Annotated in this window: 22 protein-coding genes; 11 read left to right on the top strand and 11 right to left on the bottom strand. The window is 45.3% G+C overall.

Translation table 11 applies throughout. From position 1 onward, the window contains the following. Positions 1-398 precede the first annotated feature (398 nt). The gene (locus K4H96_RS03985; RefSeq protein WP_223337366.1) at positions 399-1,232 is read left to right on the top strand and encodes a CPBP family intramembrane glutamic endopeptidase; all 834 of its coding nucleotides are present in this window, start codon (positions 399-401) and stop codon (positions 1,230-1,232) included. A 109-nt stretch (positions 1,233-1,341) separates the two neighbouring features. Beyond that, positions 1,342-1,959, top strand: coding sequence for a helix-turn-helix domain-containing protein (locus K4H96_RS03980; protein ID WP_223337367.1), 618 nt, complete (start codon positions 1,342-1,344; stop codon positions 1,957-1,959). Positions 1,960-2,069: 110 nt separating this feature from the next. Here K4H96_RS03980 and K4H96_RS03975 read toward each other — a convergent pair whose 3' ends face one another. From K4H96_RS03975 to pabB, 8 genes are all read right to left on the bottom strand, one after another. Further along, complete coding sequence (locus K4H96_RS03975; RefSeq protein WP_223337368.1) at positions 2,070-2,792, bottom strand: lantibiotic ABC transporter permease; 723 nt, start codon at positions 2,790-2,792, stop codon at positions 2,070-2,072. Next, a complete protein-coding gene (locus K4H96_RS03970; protein ID WP_002914381.1) occupies positions 2,785-3,717 on the bottom strand; it encodes an ABC transporter ATP-binding protein in 933 nt (310 codons plus the stop codon). The genes K4H96_RS03975 and K4H96_RS03970 overlap by 8 nt, the downstream gene beginning before the upstream one ends. 145 nt (positions 3,718-3,862) lie before the next feature. Next, complete coding sequence (locus tag K4H96_RS03965) at positions 3,863-4,558, bottom strand: ABC transporter permease (RefSeq protein ID WP_223337369.1); 696 nt, start codon at positions 4,556-4,558, stop codon at positions 3,863-3,865. Positions 4,559-4,570: 12 nt separating this feature from the next. Beyond that, positions 4,571-5,479: an ABC transporter ATP-binding protein gene (locus tag K4H96_RS03960; RefSeq protein ID WP_223337370.1), complete on the bottom strand. Its 909-nt coding sequence runs from the start codon at positions 5,477-5,479 to the stop codon at positions 4,571-4,573. 144 nt (positions 5,480-5,623) lie between these two features. Beyond that, positions 5,624-6,316 (bottom strand): ABC transporter permease, encoded by a 693-nt coding sequence (locus tag K4H96_RS03955; RefSeq protein WP_223337371.1) that lies wholly within the window; start codon positions 6,314-6,316, stop codon positions 5,624-5,626. Positions 6,317-6,353: 37 nt separating this feature from the next. Further along, on the bottom strand, positions 6,354-7,112 hold the full coding sequence (locus K4H96_RS03950; RefSeq protein ID WP_223337372.1) for an ABC transporter permease: 759 nt from the start codon (positions 7,110-7,112) through the stop codon (positions 6,354-6,356). A 16-nt stretch (positions 7,113-7,128) separates the two neighbouring features. After that, positions 7,129-8,037, bottom strand: coding sequence for an ATP-binding cassette domain-containing protein (locus K4H96_RS03945; RefSeq protein WP_223337373.1), 909 nt, complete (start codon positions 8,035-8,037; stop codon positions 7,129-7,131). Positions 8,038-8,187: 150 nt separating this feature from the next. Beyond that, positions 8,188-9,909 carry an aminodeoxychorismate synthase component I gene (pabB, locus tag K4H96_RS03940; RefSeq protein WP_223337374.1) on the bottom strand — a complete coding sequence of 574 codons (1,722 nt, stop codon included), beginning with the start codon at positions 9,907-9,909 and terminating at the stop codon, positions 8,188-8,190. A 131-nt stretch (positions 9,910-10,040) separates the two neighbouring features. Here pabB and K4H96_RS03935 point away from each other — a divergent pair, with 131 nt between their 5' ends. From K4H96_RS03935 to K4H96_RS03895, 9 genes are all read left to right on the top strand, one after another. Continuing rightward, positions 10,041-10,412 carry an insulin activator factor gene (locus tag K4H96_RS03935; protein WP_223337375.1) on the top strand — a complete coding sequence of 124 codons (372 nt, stop codon included), beginning with the start codon at positions 10,041-10,043 and terminating at the stop codon, positions 10,410-10,412. 76 nt (positions 10,413-10,488) lie between these two features. Further along, complete coding sequence (locus K4H96_RS03930) at positions 10,489-11,583, top strand: AI-2E family transporter (protein WP_223337376.1); 1,095 nt, start codon at positions 10,489-10,491, stop codon at positions 11,581-11,583. 229 nt (positions 11,584-11,812) lie between these two features. Then, entirely contained in the window at positions 11,813-14,065 is a 2,253-nt protein-coding gene (gene metE / locus K4H96_RS03925; RefSeq protein WP_223337377.1) for a 5-methyltetrahydropteroyltriglutamate--homocysteine S-methyltransferase, read from the top strand. A gap of 137 nt (positions 14,066-14,202) precedes the next feature. Continuing rightward, entirely contained in the window at positions 14,203-15,081 is an 879-nt protein-coding gene (gene metF, locus K4H96_RS03920; protein ID WP_002918110.1) for a methylenetetrahydrofolate reductase [NAD(P)H], read from the top strand. A gap of 1 nt (position 15,082) precedes the next feature. Continuing rightward, positions 15,083-16,027 carry an AraC family transcriptional regulator gene (locus K4H96_RS03915; RefSeq protein ID WP_223337378.1) on the top strand — a complete coding sequence of 315 codons (945 nt, stop codon included), beginning with the start codon at positions 15,083-15,085 and terminating at the stop codon, positions 16,025-16,027. A 108-nt stretch (positions 16,028-16,135) separates the two neighbouring features. Continuing rightward, complete coding sequence (locus tag K4H96_RS03910; protein WP_223337379.1) at positions 16,136-18,373, top strand: alpha-galactosidase; 2,238 nt, start codon at positions 16,136-16,138, stop codon at positions 18,371-18,373. Positions 18,374-18,615: 242 nt separating this feature from the next. After that, positions 18,616-19,458 (top strand): HAD family hydrolase, encoded by an 843-nt coding sequence (locus K4H96_RS03905; protein WP_223337380.1) that lies wholly within the window; start codon positions 18,616-18,618, stop codon positions 19,456-19,458. An 11-nt stretch (positions 19,459-19,469) separates the two neighbouring features. Beyond that, a complete protein-coding gene (locus K4H96_RS03900; protein ID WP_223337381.1) occupies positions 19,470-20,027 on the top strand; it encodes a histidine phosphatase family protein in 558 nt (185 codons plus the stop codon). A 35-nt stretch (positions 20,028-20,062) separates the two neighbouring features. Further along, positions 20,063-20,665: a histidine phosphatase family protein gene (locus K4H96_RS03895; protein ID WP_223310914.1), complete on the top strand. Its 603-nt coding sequence runs from the start codon at positions 20,063-20,065 to the stop codon at positions 20,663-20,665. A gap of 58 nt (positions 20,666-20,723) precedes the next feature. On the opposite strand, the gene K4H96_RS03890 is transcribed toward K4H96_RS03895, so the two are convergent. The 3 genes from K4H96_RS03890 to K4H96_RS03880 are packed head-to-tail and all read right to left on the bottom strand — an operon-like array spanning position 20,724 to position 23,135. Then, a complete protein-coding gene (locus K4H96_RS03890; RefSeq protein WP_002910605.1) occupies positions 20,724-21,197 on the bottom strand; it encodes a hypothetical protein in 474 nt (157 codons plus the stop codon). Beyond that, positions 21,178-22,089 carry a phosphodiester glycosidase family protein gene (locus K4H96_RS03885; protein ID WP_002910604.1) on the bottom strand — a complete coding sequence of 304 codons (912 nt, stop codon included), beginning with the start codon at positions 22,087-22,089 and terminating at the stop codon, positions 21,178-21,180. Before K4H96_RS03885 ends, K4H96_RS03890 begins: the two co-directional genes overlap by 20 nt. Next, complete coding sequence (locus tag K4H96_RS03880; protein ID WP_223337382.1) at positions 22,086-23,135, bottom strand: bifunctional glycosyltransferase family 2/GtrA family protein; 1,050 nt, start codon at positions 23,133-23,135, stop codon at positions 22,086-22,088. Before K4H96_RS03880 ends, K4H96_RS03885 begins: the two co-directional genes overlap by 4 nt. Positions 23,136-23,399 lie beyond the last annotated feature (264 nt).

Below are 23,399 nucleotides of genomic sequence, written 5' to 3'. Positions count from 1 at the left end.
TCCGCTCAAAAACCTCAGTTAATTTTTGAATTGGCGGAGGTTTATTTTTAAATTAAGTCGAAGAAAGGCATGATAAAGATGCCTTTTTGTTTTGTGATTTGAAAAGCAAGTCATATTAGCGAGGTCATTTTACCAGTCAAAGTGAAAAATCGGCCAACTGATCTAAACCCTTGATATAACTGACTTGCAACTGACAGTTGACAATGATTCCAAGTTCAATCACTCAAAAAGCAACTAGATTTTTTCTTTATTCCAAGTCCAGTCGCTAGAAAGGCAACTGGCTTTTTTGTTAATCTGAAAGCAGAAACCAAGTTTTTGATTTCGGAATGAACGAGTCGCTGTCTTTGAAGATTTGGATCAAAAACTTGAGTTTAATTATATTATAAGGAGGTATTCTCATGAATACAGAAACAACTATCAAACCACAACCAAAACTAATTTTGCCGTTCCTAGCTTGGAACTTCGGCTGGACATGGGGATTCTGGCTATTGGACATTATCCTCAAAAACCTTTGGCCAGACAGTCCACCTACAGCCTATCTAGCTCTTGAAGCTATTCTAAATGGTATTGCTATGTTTGGGCCTATGCTAGCCAGCCTGATCGTACTGAAAAAGAAAGGCTTCAAGGCCATTTGCTCCTATCTCTTTTCAGGCAAGAAAGAGACCTGGCTCTACTTGCTAATCTATGGTGGCGGTCTGGCTGCCTTCTATGCCCTAGCTTCTGGCGGCAAGCTGGTAGACGGCGCTTTAGTAAGCTTTCCTTGGTTTTTTATCTATTGTATTGTCCTATCGGGCGGGATTGAAGAATTCGGCTGGCGCGGCTTTCTACAGCCGGCCTTGGAGAAAAAGTTTTCTTTTTTTGTCTCTACCTTGATGACCGGTATTATTTGGGCCATCTGGCATATTCCTCTCTGGTTTTACGATCGCTTTTATGATCGAAGCCATGATCTTTTCTCAGTTTTTATCATTTTCAGTATCTTTCTCTCTTTCTGGCTTGCTGCACTTTATAAGAAGACCCAGTCTGCCCTTGCTTGTAACATCTTTCATGCGCTCTCCAACACCCTCATCCCGACTTTTGTTGGCATAGCTCAAGCTAACAATCAATTGGATTTCTCTCAAGTCAATCCCTTCTTTTACTTTGGAGGTGTGATTCTCCTGACACTTTATAGTATCTATCTCTGGTATCGGACGGATAGGGAGGAAAAAGCACTTCCGTCTAAAGAAGAAATCTAGCATTGTATGAAGAGGTGACAAGCAGACTTTGCAGTCTCTCCACCTTGTGCTATAATAAGTGTCAATGAAAGAAAGTATAAAAAATAAGAAAGAATAGGTAAAACAATCCATGAATCTATCAGACAGAATCCAGTACCTGCGAAAAGCGCGGGGCATTTCTCAGGAGGGGCTGGCCGACCAACTCGGTGTGTCCAGACAGGCCGTTTCCAAGTGGGAGAGCGAGCAGAGTATGCCTGATTTGGATAAGATCATTTCCATGAGTGACTATTTTGAGGTGACCACAGACTATCTGCTCAAGGGAATTGAGCCTGTAGTCCAGAAAGAGGAAGAACAGTCAATCAAGCACAGGAGAATAGCCAGCAATATTTGCTATCAGCTCTCTCTTGGCTTGGTCGGTCTGGGCATCATCCTCTCCATTATCCTAGCTGATTTTCTCAAGATCAGTGTCTTGCTAACGCCGGTGCTGATCGTTCAGGGAGTAGGGCTGCTGGTGTGGGGAACGGGCCGCAATCTATCCGAGGTAAGACCTTCTTTTCAGGTTAAGCTAGCCTTGATTTTATTCTTGCTTTTTGTTCCCCTTGGATTTCTATCTAATGTTCTTTTTCCTATGGGCAAGATCTTTCCATATCCGACCAGTTTGGCAGCTAGTCTTACCTTTGTCACTTTCTACCTTATCCTAGGAGTCTGCATCAGTCTGTTCTTGAAAAAGCAAGATTGGAAGCAGTGAAAGAAAGCCGATAAAGAGGGCTAGACCAGAAAGGGTGAAATCCGCTCATCATCCAATTAAAATCCGCTCAAAAAAACTCAGCTAATTTAGTGATTAGCTGAGTTTTTATTTTACAAATCTCTCTTCTTCAGTGTAGCCAGTCCTGCTAAGCTAAAGACCGTGATCAGACTGAGAGCAAAGATAGCTGTTTTGATGATGACACCTGGTATTGAAGCGTCTCCGTAGACGAACTCCATCTTGATAGCCTTGAACCATTCATTATTGGCATCAACCATTTGACTAGGGAGGCCGAGTAAGATGTAGGTCATGATATAGGTGATAAAGACGACACTATAGTTTCGAGTCAAGTAGAGGACAAAGCTGGTAATGCAGTACCAAGCATAGGTACAGATGACCTGCATGACAAAGAGTATTGCGAATTGTCCCCAGAAATTAGCTGGCAGGGTTCCCATATTACCGCCGGTTCGGACAAATTCGATGACAATACCTAAAATGTAGAGCAGTATGAACTGCATAGGCAGTAAGCTACCGATAACCAGTGATTTAGAGAAGTAATACTGGGTCCGAGTCTTGCCTGTAGTCAGGTTATTGTGATAAAGTTTGTCATTGAGATCAACACCGAGAAGCAAGCTAGTCATGACATTGCAGGCAATAAAGAGCATGCCGCTGTTGTAGGAGACGACATCTATGGCAAAAAAGATACCGTTGTCGGAACTGACAACTTTGGAAGTGAAAATGGCGAGGAGAATTCCAAAGATGCAGAAAGCCTGCACTCCCCAGAATCCTACGGAGCGGAAGAGACGGTAGTAATCCGCCTTGATACTATTAAACATGAGTGTTTCCTCCTTGTTGGTTGATTAAGTCTGTAAAGTATTTTTCTAAGTCTTTGTGGGCGTAGTAGATTTCCCCGATTGGGATGTCGGCTAGGACTAGTTCCTTGGCAATCTTGCGAATTTCTTGTACCTTACCGGAAATATGCAGCTCATCTTCCTTGTTGGTCGGTCTGAGCTGGTAGCCTAGCTTGTCTTGCACTAAATGAGCAGCTTGCTTGATATTATCCGTTTTGAGGATGATATAGTCGCCGCTTTCTCGGTCAAATTCTTCCTTAGACAGCTCCTTGATGAAATGCCCTTGATTGATAAAACCAAAGCGAGTTGCGACTAGATAAAGCTCGGACAGGATATGGCTGGAAATGATGATGGTGATGCCTAATTCTTGATTGAGGCGCTTGACCATTTCTCTAAATTCCTGAATCCCAACTGGGTCTAAACCATTGATGGGCTCGTCCAAGATGAGCAAGTCGGGACGCCCCAAAATGGCAATGGCAATGCCCAACCGCTGTTTCATCCCCAGAGAGAAATTACGGAATTTCTTCTTTCCAGTATCGGTCAGGCCGACATATTGCAGGGTTTCTTTGATGACTTTGTCAGCATTTGGAATGCCCCGATCGGTACAGTAGTAGCGCAGATTTTCATAGGCCGACATGTGGGCATGAGCTACAGGGGATTCGATGACAGATCCAGTATGGCTGAGGGCTCTGGTCCATTCTTGTTGGTTCTGAGAGCCCAGGACAGACACGGACCCTCCGCTAGGATAGATGACTTGAGTGATGATTTTGATCAGTGTGGTCTTACCAGCACCGTTTTTTCCGATGAGACCGTAGATCTCTCCTTTCTTGATGGAAAGACTGACATCTTTCAGAGCATATTGATCACCGTATTTTTTAGTGAGTCCTTTCACTTCTAAAACATTTTGCATGATGTTTCTCCTTTAATTACTTTGTTTATACTTTTAGTATACAAACTAAATTTCAAATATTTCTCAAGAAATTCTAAAATATTTCTAAAGAAATTTAAAATTGAAAAAATTAAAATGAGCCAGTCAAGAACCAGCTCATTTTCTACTATAAATCCTTTTTGTGGAAAGTATAAAGACTTGCTGCGGTGAAGATTGTTCCTAAGACCAAGGCGATTAGAATAATTCTTAAGGTTACACCGTTGCTTTGGAGCGTCTCAAAGTCAAAGCTCATGGTGAAATGCTGCAGCCATAGAGATTTGGGATAAAATTGAGCAAGAGCTCCGGTTAAGGATGCGCAGAAAAGGTAACCTCCCAGAGCAGCAATCATAGATTTACTCAGATAAAGAATAAAGGAAATAATAGCTGTCCAAGCAATGACAGTCAGGCACTGCACAAAGAATAGAAGAATAAACTGAAGCAGGAAGGTAGCGGATAAATCACCGATACCGTTTAGAATAGCTGCTAGGATAAAGTTGATGCTATAATAGAGAGCCAACTGCAGGAACGTTACGCAGACCATGACTAGGGCTTTAGAGACGAAGAAACTGGTACGGGAAACGCCGCTGGTTAATGTATTCTTGTAAAGCTGCTTGTTCAGATCTGTCCCGATGACGACCATAGAGAGGATAATGATGATAAAAGTATTATTACCGATAGCGTTGGACACCGCTTGTATAAGCTGGACGGCATTTAATTTTCCAAAGACTGCGCTCAAGGTCGTCAGTAGAAAGATGAATTCGGTAATCCAAACAGCCTTGGAACGAAAGAAACGGTAAAAATCTGCTTGAAAAGTATGTAACATGTTTTTTTCTCCTTACTGGACTAAATCTGTAAAGTATTTTTCTAAATCTTTGTGAGCTGCATAGATACCATTGACATGAATGTTGGATAGGACCAACTCCCTGTTGATGTCATTTAGTTCCTGTTCTTGGGCGACAATGTGCAACTCGTCAGATTTATCAGCTTCCTTGAGCTGATAGTGGAGCTTGCCTTGGATGAGGTTGGCAGCCTGATCTCTATCGCTGGTTTTGAGGACGATATAATCTTCGCTGGCTTGGTCAAAATCGTCTTTGGTGAATTCTGCAACAAGCCGTCCTTGGTCAATCACGCCAAACTTGGTGGCTACCAGATAAAGCTCAGACAAGATGTGGCTGGAAATGATAAAAGTGATTCCCAATTCTTGGTTGAGTCGCTGAATCATCAGTCGAAATTCCTTGATGCCAAGCGGATCTAGGCCGTTGATAGGCTCGTCTAGAATCATGAGTTCAGGCTTGCTGATAAGGGCAATAGCGATTCCCAGACGCTGCTTCATTCCTAGCGAAAAGTTGCGGAATTTCTTTTTACCAGTATTGCTCAATCCGACATAGGCCAGGGTTTCCTTGATGAGCTGGTCGGGCTGGGCGATCTGGTGGACCTTGCAGTAGTAGTTGAGGTTTTGATAAGCAGTCATCTGATTGTAAGCAACTGGTGTTTCGATGACAGTACCTATCTTGCGCAGGCCTTCATTCCATTCCTTAGAGTTCTGCGAACCAAAGACAGAAACGGTTCCGCTGTTGGTATGAATGAGCCGGCTAATGGTCTTGAGAAGAGTGGTTTTGCCAGCTCCGTTCTTGCCGATTAAACCGTAAATTTCGCCCTTCTGGATCGAAAGACTCACATGATCAAGGGCATATTGCTGGCCATATTGTTTGGTAACTTGCTTTACTTCTAAAACAGTTTGCATGGTATATTCTCGCTTTCTTAGGTTTGATTTTAGTATACAAGCTAGATTTCAAATATTTCTCAAGAAATTCTAAAATATTTCTAAAGAAATGCAGAACCAATCTAAAAACAATAAAAAAGCAGCCAAAGGGCTGACTGCTTAGATTTATAAGTCCCTGTGCTGAAAGGCTTGGTAACCACCTAAGAGAGAACCAGCTAGGATAAAGAGTAAAAATAGTTCAGAATTTATCTGAGGGAAAACGATGACGAGGCTAGACTGAAGCATGATCAGGGCGAAAAAGACGAGATAGCTGGCTAGGGTGGAGTGGGTCAGGTAGAGGAGACAGGTAACTACGGAACTGCAGGTCATAATAAAGAGAAAGGAGCGAAAGAAAGACAAGGAAAAGCTCCAGAAAAAGTTCTTTGGCATAGTCCCAAGTCCATGGAAGAGGCTCCCAAAGATAAAGGCTGCGGCAAAAGCTGCCGCCATTTGCAAGATGATAATTGTGATAAGAACAGCTATTTTGGATAGGTAAAATTCTTTCCGAGAAATCCCGCCAGCTAATATATTGTTGTATAGTTTTCTAGTCAGGTCACGACCTAACAGAAAGATGATGAGCACAAGGATAGTAATCATGACAAAGGGCAGGAAGTCTTTAGCAAGCTGCCCGAGAGCTTCAAATCCTGTCCAACCTTGGATGACTATTTCTTCTGGATCAGAAGATGTAGAGATATAAAAATTAAAGTTTCTTTCACCAAGAGAACTGATGAAAATGAGAAAAAAGAGCAGCCCTTCTATTAGCCAAAAAAGCTTGGAGCGGACAAGCTGGTAGAGCTCCGCCTGAATGGTATGTAACATGAAATCTCCTCTGAATGATTAAGATTGTTCCTACTTTTTATAAATTTTTCTTTTTGAAAACCATCAGCCCGCCACCCATAAAGAGCAAGGTGACCGTTACCACTGTCAGGATAGCTTTGATAACAGCTCCGCTATCTGCTGCCATATCTGTGTTAAAACGCATGGTCAGATAGAGCAGCCATTCATTGTCAGGGTAAAAGATGAGGGGAATAGTCAGTAAGGTACCGCCAAGGAAATAGGTCAGAAAGCTAGATACAATCGAGTGGCTGGCATAGAGTACAAAAGAAATGATGGCAATCCATGTAACCGTGCTGAGAAATTGAACGAAGAGAGCAGCTCCTAGCTGAGGCAAAAAAGAGCTGGGGGCACTTCCAATTCCGTTGGACAGACTAGCAGTCACAAAGGAGATAGATAAAATCAGCAGGAAGTGAAAGGCTGCAATGCTAACGCAGACAAAGAATTTAGAGAAATAATAGCTGAGCTTAGAGATACCGTAGCTCAGACAGTTTTTATAAAGTTTCCGAGACAGGTCCACTCCAAGAACCATACTGATACCAATAATAGTGAAAAAGAGCAGACTGTCTGTATTGCCTGCAAAATAGTCTAGAGCTTGAAGGCCGGTTAGTTTTCCTAGAGATTGACTAGCAGCCGCATTACTGGAGATATTTGCTCCAAAATGAATATTTGCATGGAAGAAGGTTGTTGAGATAATCGCACAGAATAATAAAAACTCAGTAATCCAAAAGCCTTTTGAGCGCATGAGCCGGTAAAAATCGGCTCGAATGAAATCCATCATGATAAGCCTCCCTTTTTCATTCGACCAAGTCTGTAAAGAAGTTTTCTAGGTTTTGTCGTGCATAGTAAATCTCCTGCACCGGTATATCTGCAGCCGCAAGTTCCTTGACAATCTTGCTAATCTCATGTGAATGGGTAAAGATATGAATCTCGTCAGAAGAATTGACCACCTTGATGCGATGCATGAGCTGGTCGTGAATCAGTCGGCTGGCTTCTTCTAACTGCGACGTTTTAAGCACGATATAGTCTTCGCTCTGTTCTTCAAACTCCGCCTTGGAAATCTCGCGAATCAGCCGTCCCTCCTCAATAATGCCGAATTGGGTACCAACCAAGTAGAGTTCAGACAGGATATGGCTGGAGATGATAAAGGTCATGCCCAACTCCTCGTTGAGCCGCTGAACCAGCTGGCGGAATTCCTTGATGCCGACCGGATCCAGGCCATTGATAGGCTCGTCCAGTATCATCAGGTCAGGTCTGGTAAGAAGCGCGATAGCCAGACCCAGCCGCTGTTTCATTCCGAGTGAGAAGTCGCGGAATTTCTTCTTGCCCGTATCTGTCAAGTCCACGTATTCTAAGGTTTCACGGATGACCTTGTCCGCATGGGGAATATGGCGGAGCTTGCAGTAGTAGCTGAGATTTTCATAGGCTGTCAGGTGGTTGTGAGCGACCGGTGTTTCGATGACCGAACCGACCCGTTTGAGGCTCTGCGTCCATTCTTGATAGTTCTGAGAGCCAAAGAGGGAGACATTACCATTGCTTGCTTCCAAAAGCTGGGTGATGACCTTGATCAGAGTGGTCTTTCCGGCCCCGTTCTTGCCAATTAAACCGTAAATATCTCCTTTTTTTATCGTCAGACTCACATCGGTCAGAGCGTACTGCCGGCCGAATTTCTTGCTGACCTGCTGTAAAATCAAAACATTTTCCATGTCAAGTCTCCTTTTCATGATACTAGGAGAGAAAACTCCTCTTCTTATTAATTAGTATAGCGCCAAACCTTCAAATATTTATAAAGAATTTCTCAAATATTTCTAAAGTTTTTGATGAGGATTAAAAGCAAGTGGCAAATTGTGGAACTCTTAATCTTCAATCTCCAGCTCGTACAGTCCCCTGACTGCATTGCAGGCGTAGATTTTCTTCGCTTGAGCCAGATCAGCCAGCACTAAAACTTTCTCAGTAGCCTGTCCATTATCCAGTAGCTGCTGACGGTAGATACCCTTGAGCAGGCCTAGTTCAGCTGGAGGCGTGTAAAGCTTGCTGTCTAGCTCCAGCAGCAGATTGCCGATAGAAGTTTCCAGCAGCTGGCCTTGAGCATTGTAGTAAATCTGTTCTTGCTGCTCCAAGGTTAGATGAGGACGATGACTGGTTTTGAAATAGGTAAAAGGCTGGGCTAGATTGGCTGTCTGCTCGACCAGTTTTGCCTTTCTGAAAGTATCCGTCAGTGGCAGTAGAGGAGTCGTTTCTAGCTCAATACTGCCATCTTTTTTTAGAGCTATACGTAGCCTGTAATCCTGCTCTTTATCCAGCTGAGCGCAGGTTTCTTCTAGCTCCTGCTCTATCTTACTTTGGTCAAAAGGATAGGCGAAGTAGCTGGCTGCTTCTGCCAGTCTTTGCAGGTGTTGGTCTTGCAAGGTCAGCTTTCCGTCCGTTACTTTTCCTGTAGAAATCAGGTCGAATCGCGGATTTTTCCGATAGAGGACGGCAGATTTTTGCTGGGTTTCGATGTATTCAGATTTCCACGTGCTGTCCCAAGTGATGCCGCCGCCAACGCCATAGATGGCTTTCCTTCCCTCTAGCTGAATGGTGCGGATGGCGACGTTGAAAATCCGTCTCTGGTCTGGTAGGCAGATGCCGACTGTGCCGCAGTAGACTCCGCGGGCAGCTTTTTCTGTCGCCTTGATGATTGCCATGGTCGAAATCTTAGGTGCGCCTGTGATGGATCCGCAAGGAAAGAGCGCTCTGAAAAGCTCTGCCAGTCCGATTTCCTCCTGCAGCTGGCTTTTGATGGTGGAGGTCATCTGCCAGACTGTAGAGTATTGCTCGACACTGCAGAGACGCTCAACCCGCTCACTGCCCGTCTGAGAAATGCGGTTCATGTCATTACGCAGCAGATCGACAATCATCATATTTTCTGCTCGGTTTTTGACATCCTGGGCCAGCCATGCAGACTGCTCTCTATCCTGCTCTAAGGTCAGTCCTCGATTGGTAGTTCCTTTCATAGGACGAGTGGTCAGTTGACCTCGATGCTCCTCGAAAAAGAGCTCGGGACTGATGGATAAGATGGCGGTCTCATCATGCTCTACATAGGCATTGTAGGCTGCATTCTGCTCAACGACTAGCCTGTTGTAAATAGCCAAGCTATCCTCAGGATTGAGCTCCGCGCACAGTTGCACCGTATAGTTGACCTGATAGGTATCGCCCTGGCGGATATGATGATGAATGGTCTCGATAGCCTTCTGGTATTCTTGCTCAGAAGTCAGTCCCTGCCAAGCCGCTGGCATTTCCACTTCCTTATAGGTCAAGGGAATGGAAGCCTGCTCGGCCTTATCGTGGATTGTAAAGTAGAGGAGATATTCCTTCTGGAGCGGAGCCTGATGAACCTGAAACTTTTCCTCGAAGGCTGGCGCTGCTTCATAGCTGACATAGCCGACAGCATAGTATCCTTTCTCCTGCCAGCCCTCAATCTCTGCCAAAAGTTCCTCCACTTGGTCAAGACGGCGAGTCTTTAGCTCCTTGATGGGATTCGTAAAAATCAGGCGTTGGCCCAACTGCTTAAAATCAATAATCGTTTTCTTGTGCATAAAGTTATTTTATCATAAGATAATTTGAATGAAAACGGATTTATCGGATGGACAATCATTCTTTTATAATGGTTGACAGATTAGAAAGTGGCTAGGTATACTATGTTTAAAAAAGAAAGAATGAGATTTGTATGAAGTCGAATAAATTGTTATTGGTAAATGGAATTGTGAGTATCTTAGGAGGTCTCCTAATTCTTTACGCTTCTTCTAAGCGGTGGCACTGGAAAATAGTTGCTTTAGTTCCCAAACTGGTTGAAAACTCTGGTTGGGGCGGCTTGATAGTATTAATCAGCTTGCTGTTTTTGGGGCTTTCTATTGTTGGAATGGCTCATTATAGCGAAGACTCAAGAGTCAATAAGATGAGCCATAAGCTTCTCTCCTTTGCTTTCCTTGCAGGAGTTATTCCATTTTTGGGAGAGGCGGCTGGTCTTCTTGCTCTCATCTCAGGAAGTTTCTATCTTCAAGATTTTCAAAAAATTAAGAGCAATGACAAAGCTGACTAACCCATTTCCTCCTGCTCGAAAGGCCTTGAAAATTATGATAAAATAAGGAAATGACAAAACCTTAAAAGGAAACCTTATGAAAAAAATAAATGAATCTTATAAACTAATCGTCTTTGCGGCGCTTGCTCTGGCTCTGGTTCTCTATATCGGGAACATCTGGTCTGGCCTGCAGAGTCTGACTTCGGTTTTTTCACCCATTATATTGGGTGGAGTCCTAGCCTTTATCTTCAACGTTCCGATGAAAAAACTGGAAGAATTCTTGGGCAAATGCCGAGTCCCGCAGAAGTTGCAGCGCAGCCTGGCCTTAGTTTTAGAGGTGCTGATTTTAGCTCTCATTATGACAGGGATTGTCTCTATCGTCGTACCGACTCTGACCACAGCGGTCAATCAGTTGAGCGCAACAATCGGCAAGGTAGCGCCTCAGGTAGCCAAGTGGCTGCAGCAGTCTGGCTTGCTTTCCTCTAGCCAGCTGAAAGATTTGACCAAGCAGCTGCAAAACAGCGACATTGTCAACCGAGCCATCTCTCTTCTGGGCAGTCTGACGGGCAATATCTCTGCCATTTTTGGCAATTTCTTCTCTGTCATCATGTCTATCTTTCTTATGTTTGCTTTCTTGAGCAGCAAGGAGCATTTGCAGACAATTACTAGCCGTCTCTTGCAGGTCCTGCTTCCTGAGAAGGCTGTGAAACGCCTATCCTATGTCGGTTCTGTCATTGTTGAGACCTATGATAAGTTTCTGATGGGGCAGATGATAGAGGCCGTCATTGTTGGGATTTTAGTCTTTATCGCCTACTCTCTGACAGGCCTGCCTTATGCTGCCTTGACAGGAGTTTTGGCCGGAGTGCTCTCTTTCATTCCCTACATCGGGCCCTTCTCAGCTTGTGCTCTAGGTGCTATCTTTATCTTCACCGACAGCCCTTGGAAAGCTCTTCTTTCAATCGTAGTCTTTCAGGGAGTGCAGCTGATTGAGGGGAATGTCATCTATCCGCGCGTGGTCGGCCAGTCCGTCGGTCTCCCAACTCTCTTTACCCTAGCCGCCGCCCTGATTGGGGGCAACCTCTTTGGCTTGGTCGGCATGATTTTCTTCACGCCTATCTTTGCAGTTATCTACCGCTTGGTTAGAGAGTTTGTTGTGGAGAAGGAAGAGAAAAAAGCGTTAATAAAAGAATGAAAAGAAACCAACGAGATTTTATTCTCGCTGGTTTTTCTTTTTCCAAGGTCATAATTTCTACCTATAGCAAACAATAATCTTAATCAATGGAAGTTGAAAAATAAGCTTTTATGGTTGTATAGAGAACCAGGTTATAGTTTTAGGCTATATCAAACTCTGGGAAATTCCAATTATACAGAGGGGAGATTTTCTGATAAGATAAAATCAAGAAAAATTTTGGAGGACGCATATGTCAACAACTATCATTGGTTTCCCACGTTTGGGTGAATTCCGTGAATTGAAATTTACAACTGAAAAATATTTTAGACATGAAATCTCAGCAGAAGAGCTTCTGGCTGCGGCCAAAGAGCTGCGCGCTAAGCACTGGAATATTGTTAAGGAAAAAGGAATTTCAGAAATTCCGTCAAATGACTTTTCTCACTACGACAATGTATTGGATGCGGCCTTTCTCTTTAACGTGGTGCCGTCATCTGTGCAAGGCTTGGAGTTGACTGACTTGGAGCGTTATTTTGCCTTGGCTCGTGGCTATCAGGGTGAAAAAGGAGATGTCCGCGCCCTTCCGATGAAGAAATGGTTCAACACTAACTACCATTATATCGTTCCTAAATTTGAAAAAGAAACCCAAGTCAAGCTGGCTGGGCATAAGATTTTTGATGAATTTGCAGAAGCTAAAGAGTTGGGTTTGGTAACCCGTCCAGTTGTGGTTGGCCCATTCACTCTCCTGCAAGTATCTGACTTTGAAGACGGTGTGGCTCCGGCTGACTTTGTAGATGCCCTAGCTGCAGCTTATCAAGAAGTTTTTGCAAAATTAGCAGAGCTGGGCGCAGAGCGTATCCAGCTGGATGAGCCAAGTCTGGTCAAAGACCTGTCAGCAGAAGAAAAAGCTCTCTTCTTGGACCTTTATAAGAAGCTTTTGGCGGACAAGAAAGGCTTGGAAGTCTTGGTTCAAACCTACTTTGGTGATGTTCGTGACATCTATACAGACCTTGTAGAGTTGCCAGTAGATGCTATTGGTTTGGACTTTGTCGAAGGCAAGAAAACACTTGAGCTTGTAAAAGGTGGCTTTCCAGCTGATAAGACTCTTTATGCAGGGATTGTCAACGGAAAAAACATCTGGCGCAACAACTACGAAAAGAGCTTGGCAGTGCTTGAGCAAATCCCAGCTGAAAACATCGTCTTGACAAGCTCATGTTCACTGCTCCATGTGCCATTTACAACGGCTAATGAAGATTTTGAACCAGCAATTTTGAACCACTTTGCCTTTGCGGTGGAAAAATTGGATGAAATCCGTGACTTGGATGCTATCCGCAATGGCGGCGGTGCAGAAGCACTTGCTGCTAACAAAGAACTCTTTGCGACTGAACGTGTTGGTGAAAATGCCGAACTTCGTGCGCGCATCGCTGGTTTGACTGACGCTGACTACACTCGTTTGCCAGCCTTTGCAGAACGTGAGGAAATTCAGCACAAGACACTCAATCTGCCACCGTTGCCAACTACCACGATTGGATCCTTCCCTCAAACCAAGGAAGTCCGTGCTAAGCGCTTGGCCTTCCGCAAGGGTGAGCTGTCGGCAGAAGACTATGACAAGTTCTTGGCTGAGCAAATCGATGAATGGATCAAGTGGCAAGAAGAAGTCGGCTTTGACGTGCTGGTGCACGGTGAGTTCGAGCGTAATGACATGGTTGAGTACTTCGGTCAAAACCTGTCAGGCTACCTCTTCTCTAAAAATGGTTGGGTACAATCATACGGTATGCGTGGAGTCAAACCACCAATCATCTGGGGTGATGTTACTCGTCTCAACCCAATCACTGTTAAATGGTCTAGCTATGCACAAAGCCGTACAGACAAACCTGTCAAAGGTATGCTGACTGGACCTGTAACCATCCTCAACTGGTCATTCCCGCGTGAAGACATCTCTATCAAGGATTCTACCCTTCAAATCGCTCTTGCTATCAAGGATGAAGTTCTTGACCTTGAAGCTGCTGGCGTGAAGATTATCCAGATCGACGAGGCTGCTCTTCGTGAGAAATTGCCACTCCGTCGCAGCGATTGGTATGAAGATTACCTTGACTGGGCAATTCCAGCCTTCCGCTTGGTACACTCTACAGTAGCGCCAGACACACAAATCCACACTCACATGTGTTACTCAGAATTTACAGATATCATCCCAGCTATCGACAACATGGATGCGGACGTTATTTCCTTTGAAGCTAGCCGCTCTAACTTGGAAATCCTGGACGAGCTCAAGGCTAAGAACTTCCAGACAGAAGTGGGGCCTGGAGTTTATGATATCCACTCACCGCGCGTGCCAAATGAAGGGGAAATTGACCATACAATCGAAGCTATCTTGGCTAAGGTGCCAAGCAGCAAGGTCTGGATTAACCCTGACTGTGGTCTTAAAACTCGTGGTATCCCAGAAACTAAGGCTAGCTTGGAGCGCTTAGTAGAAGCAGCCAAAGCAGCTAGACAACATTTGCAATAATCCTCCTAGAACCTCAACAGTTGATCTTGATGGAGGAACATACCAAAATTGAAGCGGAGATGACAATCCTGCAGGAGCTGTTTTTGTAGGATTGTCCTCGGCTATCGCTACCATCATTGAAAGGAACTTTTTGTTATATGGTTCGTCGTCACACACCCAGTCTCTCATTTGAAGTATTTCCTCCCAATCCGGCAGTAGGCAATGATAAGATTTTTCAGGCGTTGAGAGAGATGCAAGATCTGGCTCCTCACTTTATCAGTGTGACAGCCAGCAATAATAAGTTTGACATTGAGGAGACGACGGTTCGTTTGACGGAGTTCATCGCCAACGACCTCAAGATTCCGACGATTGCTCACCTACCTGCGGTCTATCTAACCAAGGACATGGTGTCCAATATATTGCAGTCTTTGGATCGGGTTGGTGTCCATCAGATTTTAGCTTTGCGAGGGGATATTTTTCCAGATGTAGCACCTAAGGATGATTTTACCTTTGCGACTGACTTGATCGAATACATCAAGACAGAAGCACCGCATTTTGACATCATCGGAGCCTGCTATCCGGAGGGCCATCCAGATTCGCCAAATCAGATTTCGGATATTCAAAATCTGAAGAAAAAGGTGGATGCTGGCTGTTCTAGTCTGGTCACCCAGCTTTTCTTTGACAATGAGCGCTTTTACGACTTTCAGGACAAGTGCATTTTAGCGGGTATTGAAGTGCCAATCCATGCTGGGATTATGCCAATTCTCAACCGTAATCAGGCTCTCCGCCTGCTCAAGACCTGTGAGAATATCAAGCTGCCGAGAAAATTTCGGGCTATTCTGGATAAGTACGAACATGACCCAGAGTCTCTGAGAGCAGCTGGTCTGGCTTATGCTGTGGACCAAATTGTTGACTTGGTGACCCAGGATGTAGCGGGCATACACCTTTACACTATGAATAACGCTGCAACAGCCTACCATATCTATAAGGCTACCCATGCCCTCTTTAATCATAATCCATCTGTTCAATCTTTTTAAGATGAATGAAGAAACCACTAATCAGCTTCATTTGCTGTTTAGTGGTTTTTGTTTTATAATAAGGATAAAAAAATTATCCAAATCTAAGGAGAAGCTGATGGAGCATTCGCTGACCTTGGTTAAGTCTATGCAGTTTGGCCAAGAAGATTGTTTTTTTGCCTTCTGTGGTTATTCAAAAACGGAAGCCCATCATAGCTTTGGGCCGGCTGTCCGGGATGTTTATGTCATTCACATCGTACTGAAGGGACGGGGGACTTACTCCGTGGGCAATCAGCGCTATGATTTGCAGGAAGGGCAGGGCTTTGTGGTGCCACCGGGTCAATCGGTCTTTTATCAGGCTGATGGAGAAGAGCCTTGGTCTTATGTTTGGATGGGACTGGGTGGGCATCTCTTGCCTCCTTATCTGCAGGCTCTGGGCTTACAGTCTGGCCAATGGTCTTTTGAGCTGACTTCTTTGCAGGAATTTAAGGCCTTGGTCTTTGAAAGTTTGGCTTATGAGGGCAGTGGAATAACAGCTGAACTGGCTCTGCAAAGGCAAGTTTATCGCTTTTTAGAACTCTTGTCTCAACGTCTTAAGCAGACATCCTTAATCACGGAAAGCCGTCGAGTCAATCCTTATGTCCAGCAGGTATTGGAGTTGCTGAGTAGCCATCTGCCAGAAAGTTTATCTGTGCAGGAGTTGGCGCAGAAATTGGCTCTGCACCCTTCCTACCTATCTCGGCTTTTCAAGGATGAAGTAGGCAAGGGGATCAAGGAGTACAGCAATGATTTGCGACTCAATATGGCAGCTGATTTGCTGACGGGCAGCCAGCTTTCGGTGGAAGAGATTGCCAGTAAGACAGGCTTTGCCGGAACACAGAGCTTTTCAAAAGCCTTCAAAAAGGCGCGTGGCCAGTCGCCCTTGAACTTTCGCAAGGCCAGCTCTCATCTGGGGCAGGAGCTGTAAAAAGTCACATTTGGATAAATAATACTAGAAAGAAAGGCTTACCAAAAGGGGTGGCCTTTTTTATAATGAAAGTGGAAGTTTGACTGCAGAATGTGAAAGGAGAAGACCATGAATAAGGCGAGTATTTGGTTTAACGAAGAGTGCAGGCAATTTCATCTGACTAACGGTGAGATTTCTTATATCTTTCGGGTTTATGAGGATGGTAAACTCTTGCAGCTTTACTACGGAGCGGTGGTACCAGAGCGGGATTATTCTTATTTGGTGGAGCTGCAGCATCGGCCCATGACGACCTATCGGAAAGAAGGAGATTTACGCTATTCTTTGGAGCATGTGCGGCAGGAATTTCCAGAATACGGCACGACAGATTTTCGTCATTCCGCTATCTGTCTGCGGCAGGAAAATGGCTCGCGTATTACTGATTTTGTCTATGTCAGTCATCAGATAGTAGATGGTAAGCCTGCTTTAGAGGGGCTGCCCGCTACTTATACAGAGACTCAAACGGAGGCTAAGACTCTTATTCTAACCCTACGAGATGAGGTGACAGAAGTAGAAGTTCAGCTGTTTTATACGATTTTTGCTGATTGGCCGGTTATCACTCGCTCCAGCAAAGTGATTAATCAAGGCAGGGAAACTTGCTACTTGGAATCCCTAGCTAGTCTGTCGCTTGATCTGCCAGATGCTGATTATGACTGGCTGCAGTTATCAGGGGCATGGGCCCGGGAACGCCATATCAAGGAGCGCCCGCTTCAGCAGGGGATTCAGTCTATTGAGTCAACCCGCGGCATTTCCAGTCCCCACCACAATCCTTTTGTGGCTCTTAAGCGACCGGAAACGACTGAATTTTCAGGTCCAGTACTAGGAACGGCCTTGGTGTATTCAGGTAATTTTCTCATTCAGGCTGAGGTGGATACCTATGATGTGACCCGGTTGCAGCTAGCCATCAATCCTTTTGGTTTTGAGTGGAAGCTGGCTGCAGGCCAGTCCTTTACCAGTCCAGAAGCTCTGCTAGTATATTCTGAGCGGGGCCTCAACGGCATGAGTCAAGTCTTTCATCAGCTATTTCGTCGACGCCTAGCTAGGGGCTACTGGCGCGAGCGAGCGCGTCCTGTTCTCATCAATAACTGGGAAGCTACCTATTTTGACTTTAGTGAGAATCAGCTGCTGGAGCTTGCTGAAAAGGCTCAAGATGTAGGAGTGGAGCTCTTTGTGCTAGATGACGGATGGTTTGGCCAGCGGACTAACGATCGCGCTGGGCTGGGGGATTGGTTTGTCAATCCAGAAAGGCTGCCGAAGGGGCTGGGCTCGCTAGCAGAGCGTATTCACGGTTTGGGCATGCAGTTTGGTCTTTGGTTTGAGCCGGAAATGGTCAATAAGGACAGCCAACTCTACCGAACTCATCCTGACTGGCTGCTGGCAGTGCCAGATAGACAGCCCCACCATGGTCGGAACCAGTTTGTTTTGGACTATTCTCGGCCGGAAGTAGTGAATGAGATATTTGAGCGTCTGTCCGCGGTTATTGAGGGAGCGCAGCTGGATTATATCAAATGGGATATGAATCGCCCTCTGACGGATGTCTTCTCGGCTGCCTGGCCAGCCGATCAGCAAGGAGAGATTTTTCACCGCTATGTCTTGGGCGTTTATGACTTGTATGAGCGTTTAATCAGTCGCTATCCGAGACTGTTATTTGAATCGTGCTCTTCAGGTGGGGGCCGCTTTGATCCAGGTATGCTCTACTATGCTCCTCAAGCTTGGACCAGCGATGATTCGGATGCGATTGAGCGCTTGAAAATCCAGTACGGGACCAGCCTTCTCTATCCGCTTTCGTCTATGGGAGCCCATGTCTCCATCGTGCCCAATCACCAGACCAACCGTCTGACTCCGTTGAAGACGCGGGGCAATGTCGCCTTTTTCGGTTCCTTTGGCTATGAGCTGGATCTTAATCAGCTAAGCCCAGAAGAATTGGCTGAAGTCAGGAAACAGATAGCTTTTTACAAGCGCCATCGAGAGCTGATTCATAATGGAACTTTTTATCGACTGCAGTCGCCATTTAAGGGAGATGGACAGACAGCTTGGATGGTTATCAGTCAGGATCAGAACACTGCCCTTTTAGGCACTTTCAAGGTCCTCAATCAAGTCAATTGCTCACATCAGCGCTTGCAACTGAAAGGACTGGCTGCGGATAAGGTCTATCGGATAGAGGGGCGTGCCTATACGGGGGCTGAGCTTATGCGAGTTGGGCTGGTTACCACGGATGCTTCCAGCGGTCAGCTTTTAGAGGATTCTGGGCAAAAGTTGAGCTATGACTTTGATTCCAAACTCTGGCTGTTTGAAGCAGAGGATGAGTAGATAAGATGAGAAATAAAAAGAGCAGAAGGAACAAGCTGATTAAAAGCTGTCCTTCTTGTTTTTTTATGAGAAAAAAGGATAGTACCATTATATCTGATAATTCTATAGGAAAAGGCTTTCAAAAAGGTATATAATAGGATGAAGCTTTTATAAAATAAATCTGGGTCAGAATAGGAGAATTTGTAAAAAATAAAGAAAGCATTCAGCAAATGCCAGGAAAAAAAGAGAAAGAAGGGAGCATTATGACGAGAAAAATCATCTTTCTTGATGTGGACGGTACCATCATCGACTATGATAATCATATACCGGAGTCTGCTGTGGTTGCCATTCGGAAGGCACGGGAAAAGGGCCATTTGGTTTATGTATGTACAGGTCGCAGCAAGGCTGAGATGCCGCCGGAAATTTGGGATATTGGCTTTGATGGTATGATTGGTGGTAACGGCTCCTATGTGGAGCATGAGGGGCAGGTTATTTTGTACCAGCTGATTCCGCGAGATGTCGCTAAAAGGCTAGTCGACTGGCTTCAGGAGAGAGGGCTAGAGTTTTACCTGGAGAGTAATAACGGTCTCTTTGCAAGCAGGGGCTTCCGCGAAGCAGCACGACCGGTGCTTCGGACCTATGTTCTTGGCAAAGGCGCCAAGCCTGAAGAAGTCGTAAATATGGAGGCAGAAGAAGCTCTTCACGGCCTGGTTTATGGTGGGGAGCTCTACCGGGACGACCTGAACAAAGTCAGCTTCATTCTAAAGAGCTACCAAGACCATCTAGACTCTAAGGCAGCTTTTCCTGAACTCAAGGCGGGCACTTGGGGAGGCAAGGGCGAGTATGCTCTCTTTGGTGATTTGGGTGTCAAAGACATTACCAAGGCGCATGCTATTGAGGTTCTGCTGAAGCATCTGGATGCTGACAGGGCAGATACTCTGGCTTTCGGGGATGCCAAGGTTGATATTCCTATGCTGGACTATTGTCAGGTCGGAGTTGCTATGGGAAATGGCGGAGCGGAAATCAAGGCCATGGCGAATATGGTGACAGAATCGGTCAGACAAGACGGGCTCTACACGGCCTTTGAAAAGTTAGAACTCATCTAAAGGAGATGTGAATGATGGCAAAAACTCTTTATCTGATGCGGCATGGCCAGACGCTTTTCAACCTACGCCACAAGGTACAAGGCTGGTGTGATGCTCCTCTGACTAATTTTGGTATTTATCAGGCCAAGGTGGCAGGGCAATATTTTAAGGATGCCGGAATTACTTTTGACGATGCTTATAGCTCTACTCAAGAGCGGGCCTGTGATACCTTGGAATTGGTAACGGACGGTAAGCTTCCCTATAAGCGTGTCAAGGGGCTCAAGGAGTGGAACTTTGGCACCTTTGAAGGGGAAAGCGAAGACCTCAATCCACCCCTACCTTATGGAGATTTCTTTGTGACCTATGGCGGTGAATCACAGGAACAGGTACAAGCGCGTATGGCAACGACCATTCTTCAGCTCATGCAGGAGACGGATGGTCAGTCTGTGCTCATGGTCTCCCATGGCGGAGCTATGGCCAATTTTGCCAGAGCTTGGCAGAAAAACTGGCGTCTGGATGACCTTGGTCACATGACTAACTGCGGAATTTTAAAGTTTACTTTTGAACAGGACCAATTTTACCTAGAATAGGTTATTGGTCACGATTTTAGCGATTGGGAGGAAAAATGAAAGATTTATATTTGATGCGGCACGGTCAGACTTTTTTCAATCAAGAAGGCTTGGTACAGGGAGCTTGCGACTCTCCTTTGACAGAACTGGGGCAGAATCAAGCCCGGCAGGCAGGAGCTTATTTGAAAGAGCTGGGTATTCGTTTTGGTCAGCTATACTCCTCCACCCAGGAGCGAGCTTCTGATACTTTAGAACTTGTCTCCGGTCGGACCGACTATACTCGCCTTAAAGGCATTAAAGAATGGAACTTTGGCCTTTTTGAAGCCCAGCCCGAACACCTGCAGCCGAAATTTCGACCAGGAGCCACCTCTTTTGAAGACCTTTTTGTCCCTTATGGTGGAGAAGGTGTGGACCAAGTCGGTGAGCGCATGCTGGTCACTCTGACTGAGGTCATGGAGCAGGCAGGAGCAGAGCCAGTCTTAGCTGTTAGCCACGGCGGTGCCATGTGGGCCTTCTATCTCAAGATTGCAGCCCAAGCTCTGGATCCTAAGGTGCGCTTTGGCAACTGCGCCATCTGCCATTACCAATATGAGCAGGGACACTTTAAGCTGGCAGAAGTCATTGACCCGCTGACGGGTAGTGTGTATGAATGTGAATGAAGACTCAGAATGATTATCACTAGAATAAAAACCTCAGATTTTTCTGAGGTTTTTTGGTTTATACTTGGCTGTAGGTTTCACGACGACTTAGTTTTGTATCTTCTTTTTTGCTGGGTATTGGCTGTGCCTGGATTTCTTTATTCCACTCACTTCGAGTAAAGACCATGGAGAGTAGTGCCAGAGCCGCAAAGGCTGCTCCTAGGTACCAGTAGGGCATATCCAGCGTCGTTGAGCGACCAGATAGGTTGACGATGCCACGGAAGAGCATGCCGGCTGTCATAATGGCTACAGCTGAGTTCCAGAGGTTGAGACTGAGCCGAGAGAGGTTAGGGATGACCTTCATAAAGAGTAGAAGGAAAATGCCGCCCGCTAGAGGAATGACAAAGAGATAATGCATGTGGCTAGAAGTCTCGCCGAAACTGAAAGATTCATAGATTCTGCTGAAAGCAAAGAAGAAAATAGTTAATAGTGCGTAGATAAGGGCCGTTTTTCTAAAACGTTTTTTGCTGGGATTAGTAACCGATGTAGACAATATCACTCACCGACCTTTCTGAGATAGTATTTCCGTTGGTTGTAGGTTTGTTAATGACCTGACCGTTAAAGTAAAGTGTAGAGGAGCCGCCGCCATCAAGGTTATAGGCGGTCTTAACACCGTAAGATTTCATGATTTCTGCCATCTGGTAGAGGGAAAGCCCCTCGCTTTCTGAGGTGCGTCCGTCTGAAACGATGATGATGTAGTGGTTTTCATCAATGATACCGATAGCTGTCCGAGGATTGGAAGACATGGACTGGCCGACTTCGGAGTTGGTATCAACGACAATCTCACCATTTTCTACAAGAGATGGGCCGAAGGCCAAGAGATTGACCACGCCGTCTTTGACCAGTTGATCAGCAGAGACTTGGTCTTCATAGATAATCTTGAAGGAGCCGTCTTTGTAAATAGCCAAATCACCATTGCTGGAGTCTTCTCGGACGGTATCGCGGTAGACGACGCCATTGCGGATGACATAGCCAGTTGTGTTGGCCCCGTAGTAGTCGCCGTTAACCGCTAGGATAGCATTGTTGTTGGCGGCCGTTTCCGAGGTCTTGGCGGTGACATTGTTTCCGTAAGTGTTTTGGGCAAAGGCTGTTTTCAGGTATTCCGATGAGCTGACAGTCACATCAGCGATGTAGACTTGGGTGTTGCTGACGGTCTTTTCAGTTAGCGTGACCGAGATGTTGTCGTCTGAATAGCTGGTATCCGTCACAGTCGCTGTTTCCGCAGCCTTGCTGGCAGCCTCGGCATTAGACGATGAACTTGCGCTTGAAACCGTAGAAATGGTCTCTGCGATGACAAAGGTTTTCAGCATGGAGTAGCTGAAAGAAGCTGTCAGAAGCAGCCCGAAAATGGAGGCGTAGACATAGCGTTTCTTTAAAAATTTCATGATGCGGTGTGTGTCCTTTCCTTAAAAATAAATCTTTTTTGGACCATCCAGGAGACGGTGAAGAGCAAGGTGCCGACGATGATTTTGACAATCAGAAGATTAATACCAAAGACAGCGTAGAAGAGGCGAATCAGCAGTGTATCTAGGATAAAGAGCACTACAGCAAGGCTGAAATAGCCAGTTCCTGTCTTGAGTATACTGTCGTCGTTCTTAAAGACCAGCTTTTTATTGGTCGAGTAATTAAAGATTGAGCTGGTCACTCGAGCAATCCCGTTTGCGAGAAGAATTCTCAGGCTGGTCGGCACAGCAGCTAAAAACAAGAGAGCCAGTGCGTAGACGATGTAGTCCACGACGAAGCTACTGAGAGAAGTCAGGGCAAATTTGAATATATTTTTATAAATCATGAGCCCATCCTGAATCGGCCGGAAGTGTGAGCCTTGATTGTCATTGATATAGACTGTCTCAATGGGCACTTCCCAAATGGGATATTCCTTGCTAGCTTCTAAGAGCATGTTCATTTCATACTCATAGCGCTGGCCCTCTACCTTTAGCATAAATGGAATCATGTTGGTCGTAAAGGCTCGTAAGCCTGTCTGAGTATCGGAGACACCCACCCCAGTCTGTGCTTTGAAGAGAGCTCGAGTCAGACTATTGCCGAAGCGGCTGCGCAGGGGCACCTTGCCAGTAAAGGCGCGCGCTCCCAGAATCAGCTGATTGGGATTTTCAGAAGCTTTGCTCGATACGCGGAAAATATCCCAGGCCTTGTGCTGGCCATCCGCATCTGCTGTTACAACCGTTCCATAGATCTTTAGTGCTTGGATAAAGGTGAAAGCAGTTTTCAGCGCTTGCCCTTTGCCTTGATTGACCTGATGACGGAGCACGGTCGCGTACTGCTCTGCCTGCTCAAAGACTATCTGGCATTTGGAAGAGCTGCCGTCATCGATAACAATGATATGAAAATCACTTTTATGGTGAATTTTTTTAATCAGCTTAATAAGATTATAATCAGGCTCATAGGCCGGAATCACTAGATAATCCATATCCATACCTCTTTCTTAGATGATTTGTAGAAAGTATACAGACTGCGGCTTAAAGATTCCTAATATAAGTTAGTTTTAAGAAAATGTTAACATTTCTTTAAGGAAAGAGCATGGGGAAAATAGGATAGAAATGCCGGTGGGGAGAGGATTAGAGATAATTTTGCGAAATGAATGCTAGAGTATGGCAAGGTGGTTATGTAGATATCTCTAAAAATAGGTCATTCCGATTTTTGCAATTGATTGGTATGTCTTAAATATAGAATGTTAAGA

This window comes from Streptococcus sanguinis, from assembly GCF_020729765.1.
Classification (GTDB): domain Bacteria; phylum Bacillota; class Bacilli; order Lactobacillales; family Streptococcaceae; genus Streptococcus; species Streptococcus sanguinis_Q.
This window is presented reverse-complemented; position numbering and strand designations above follow the sequence as displayed.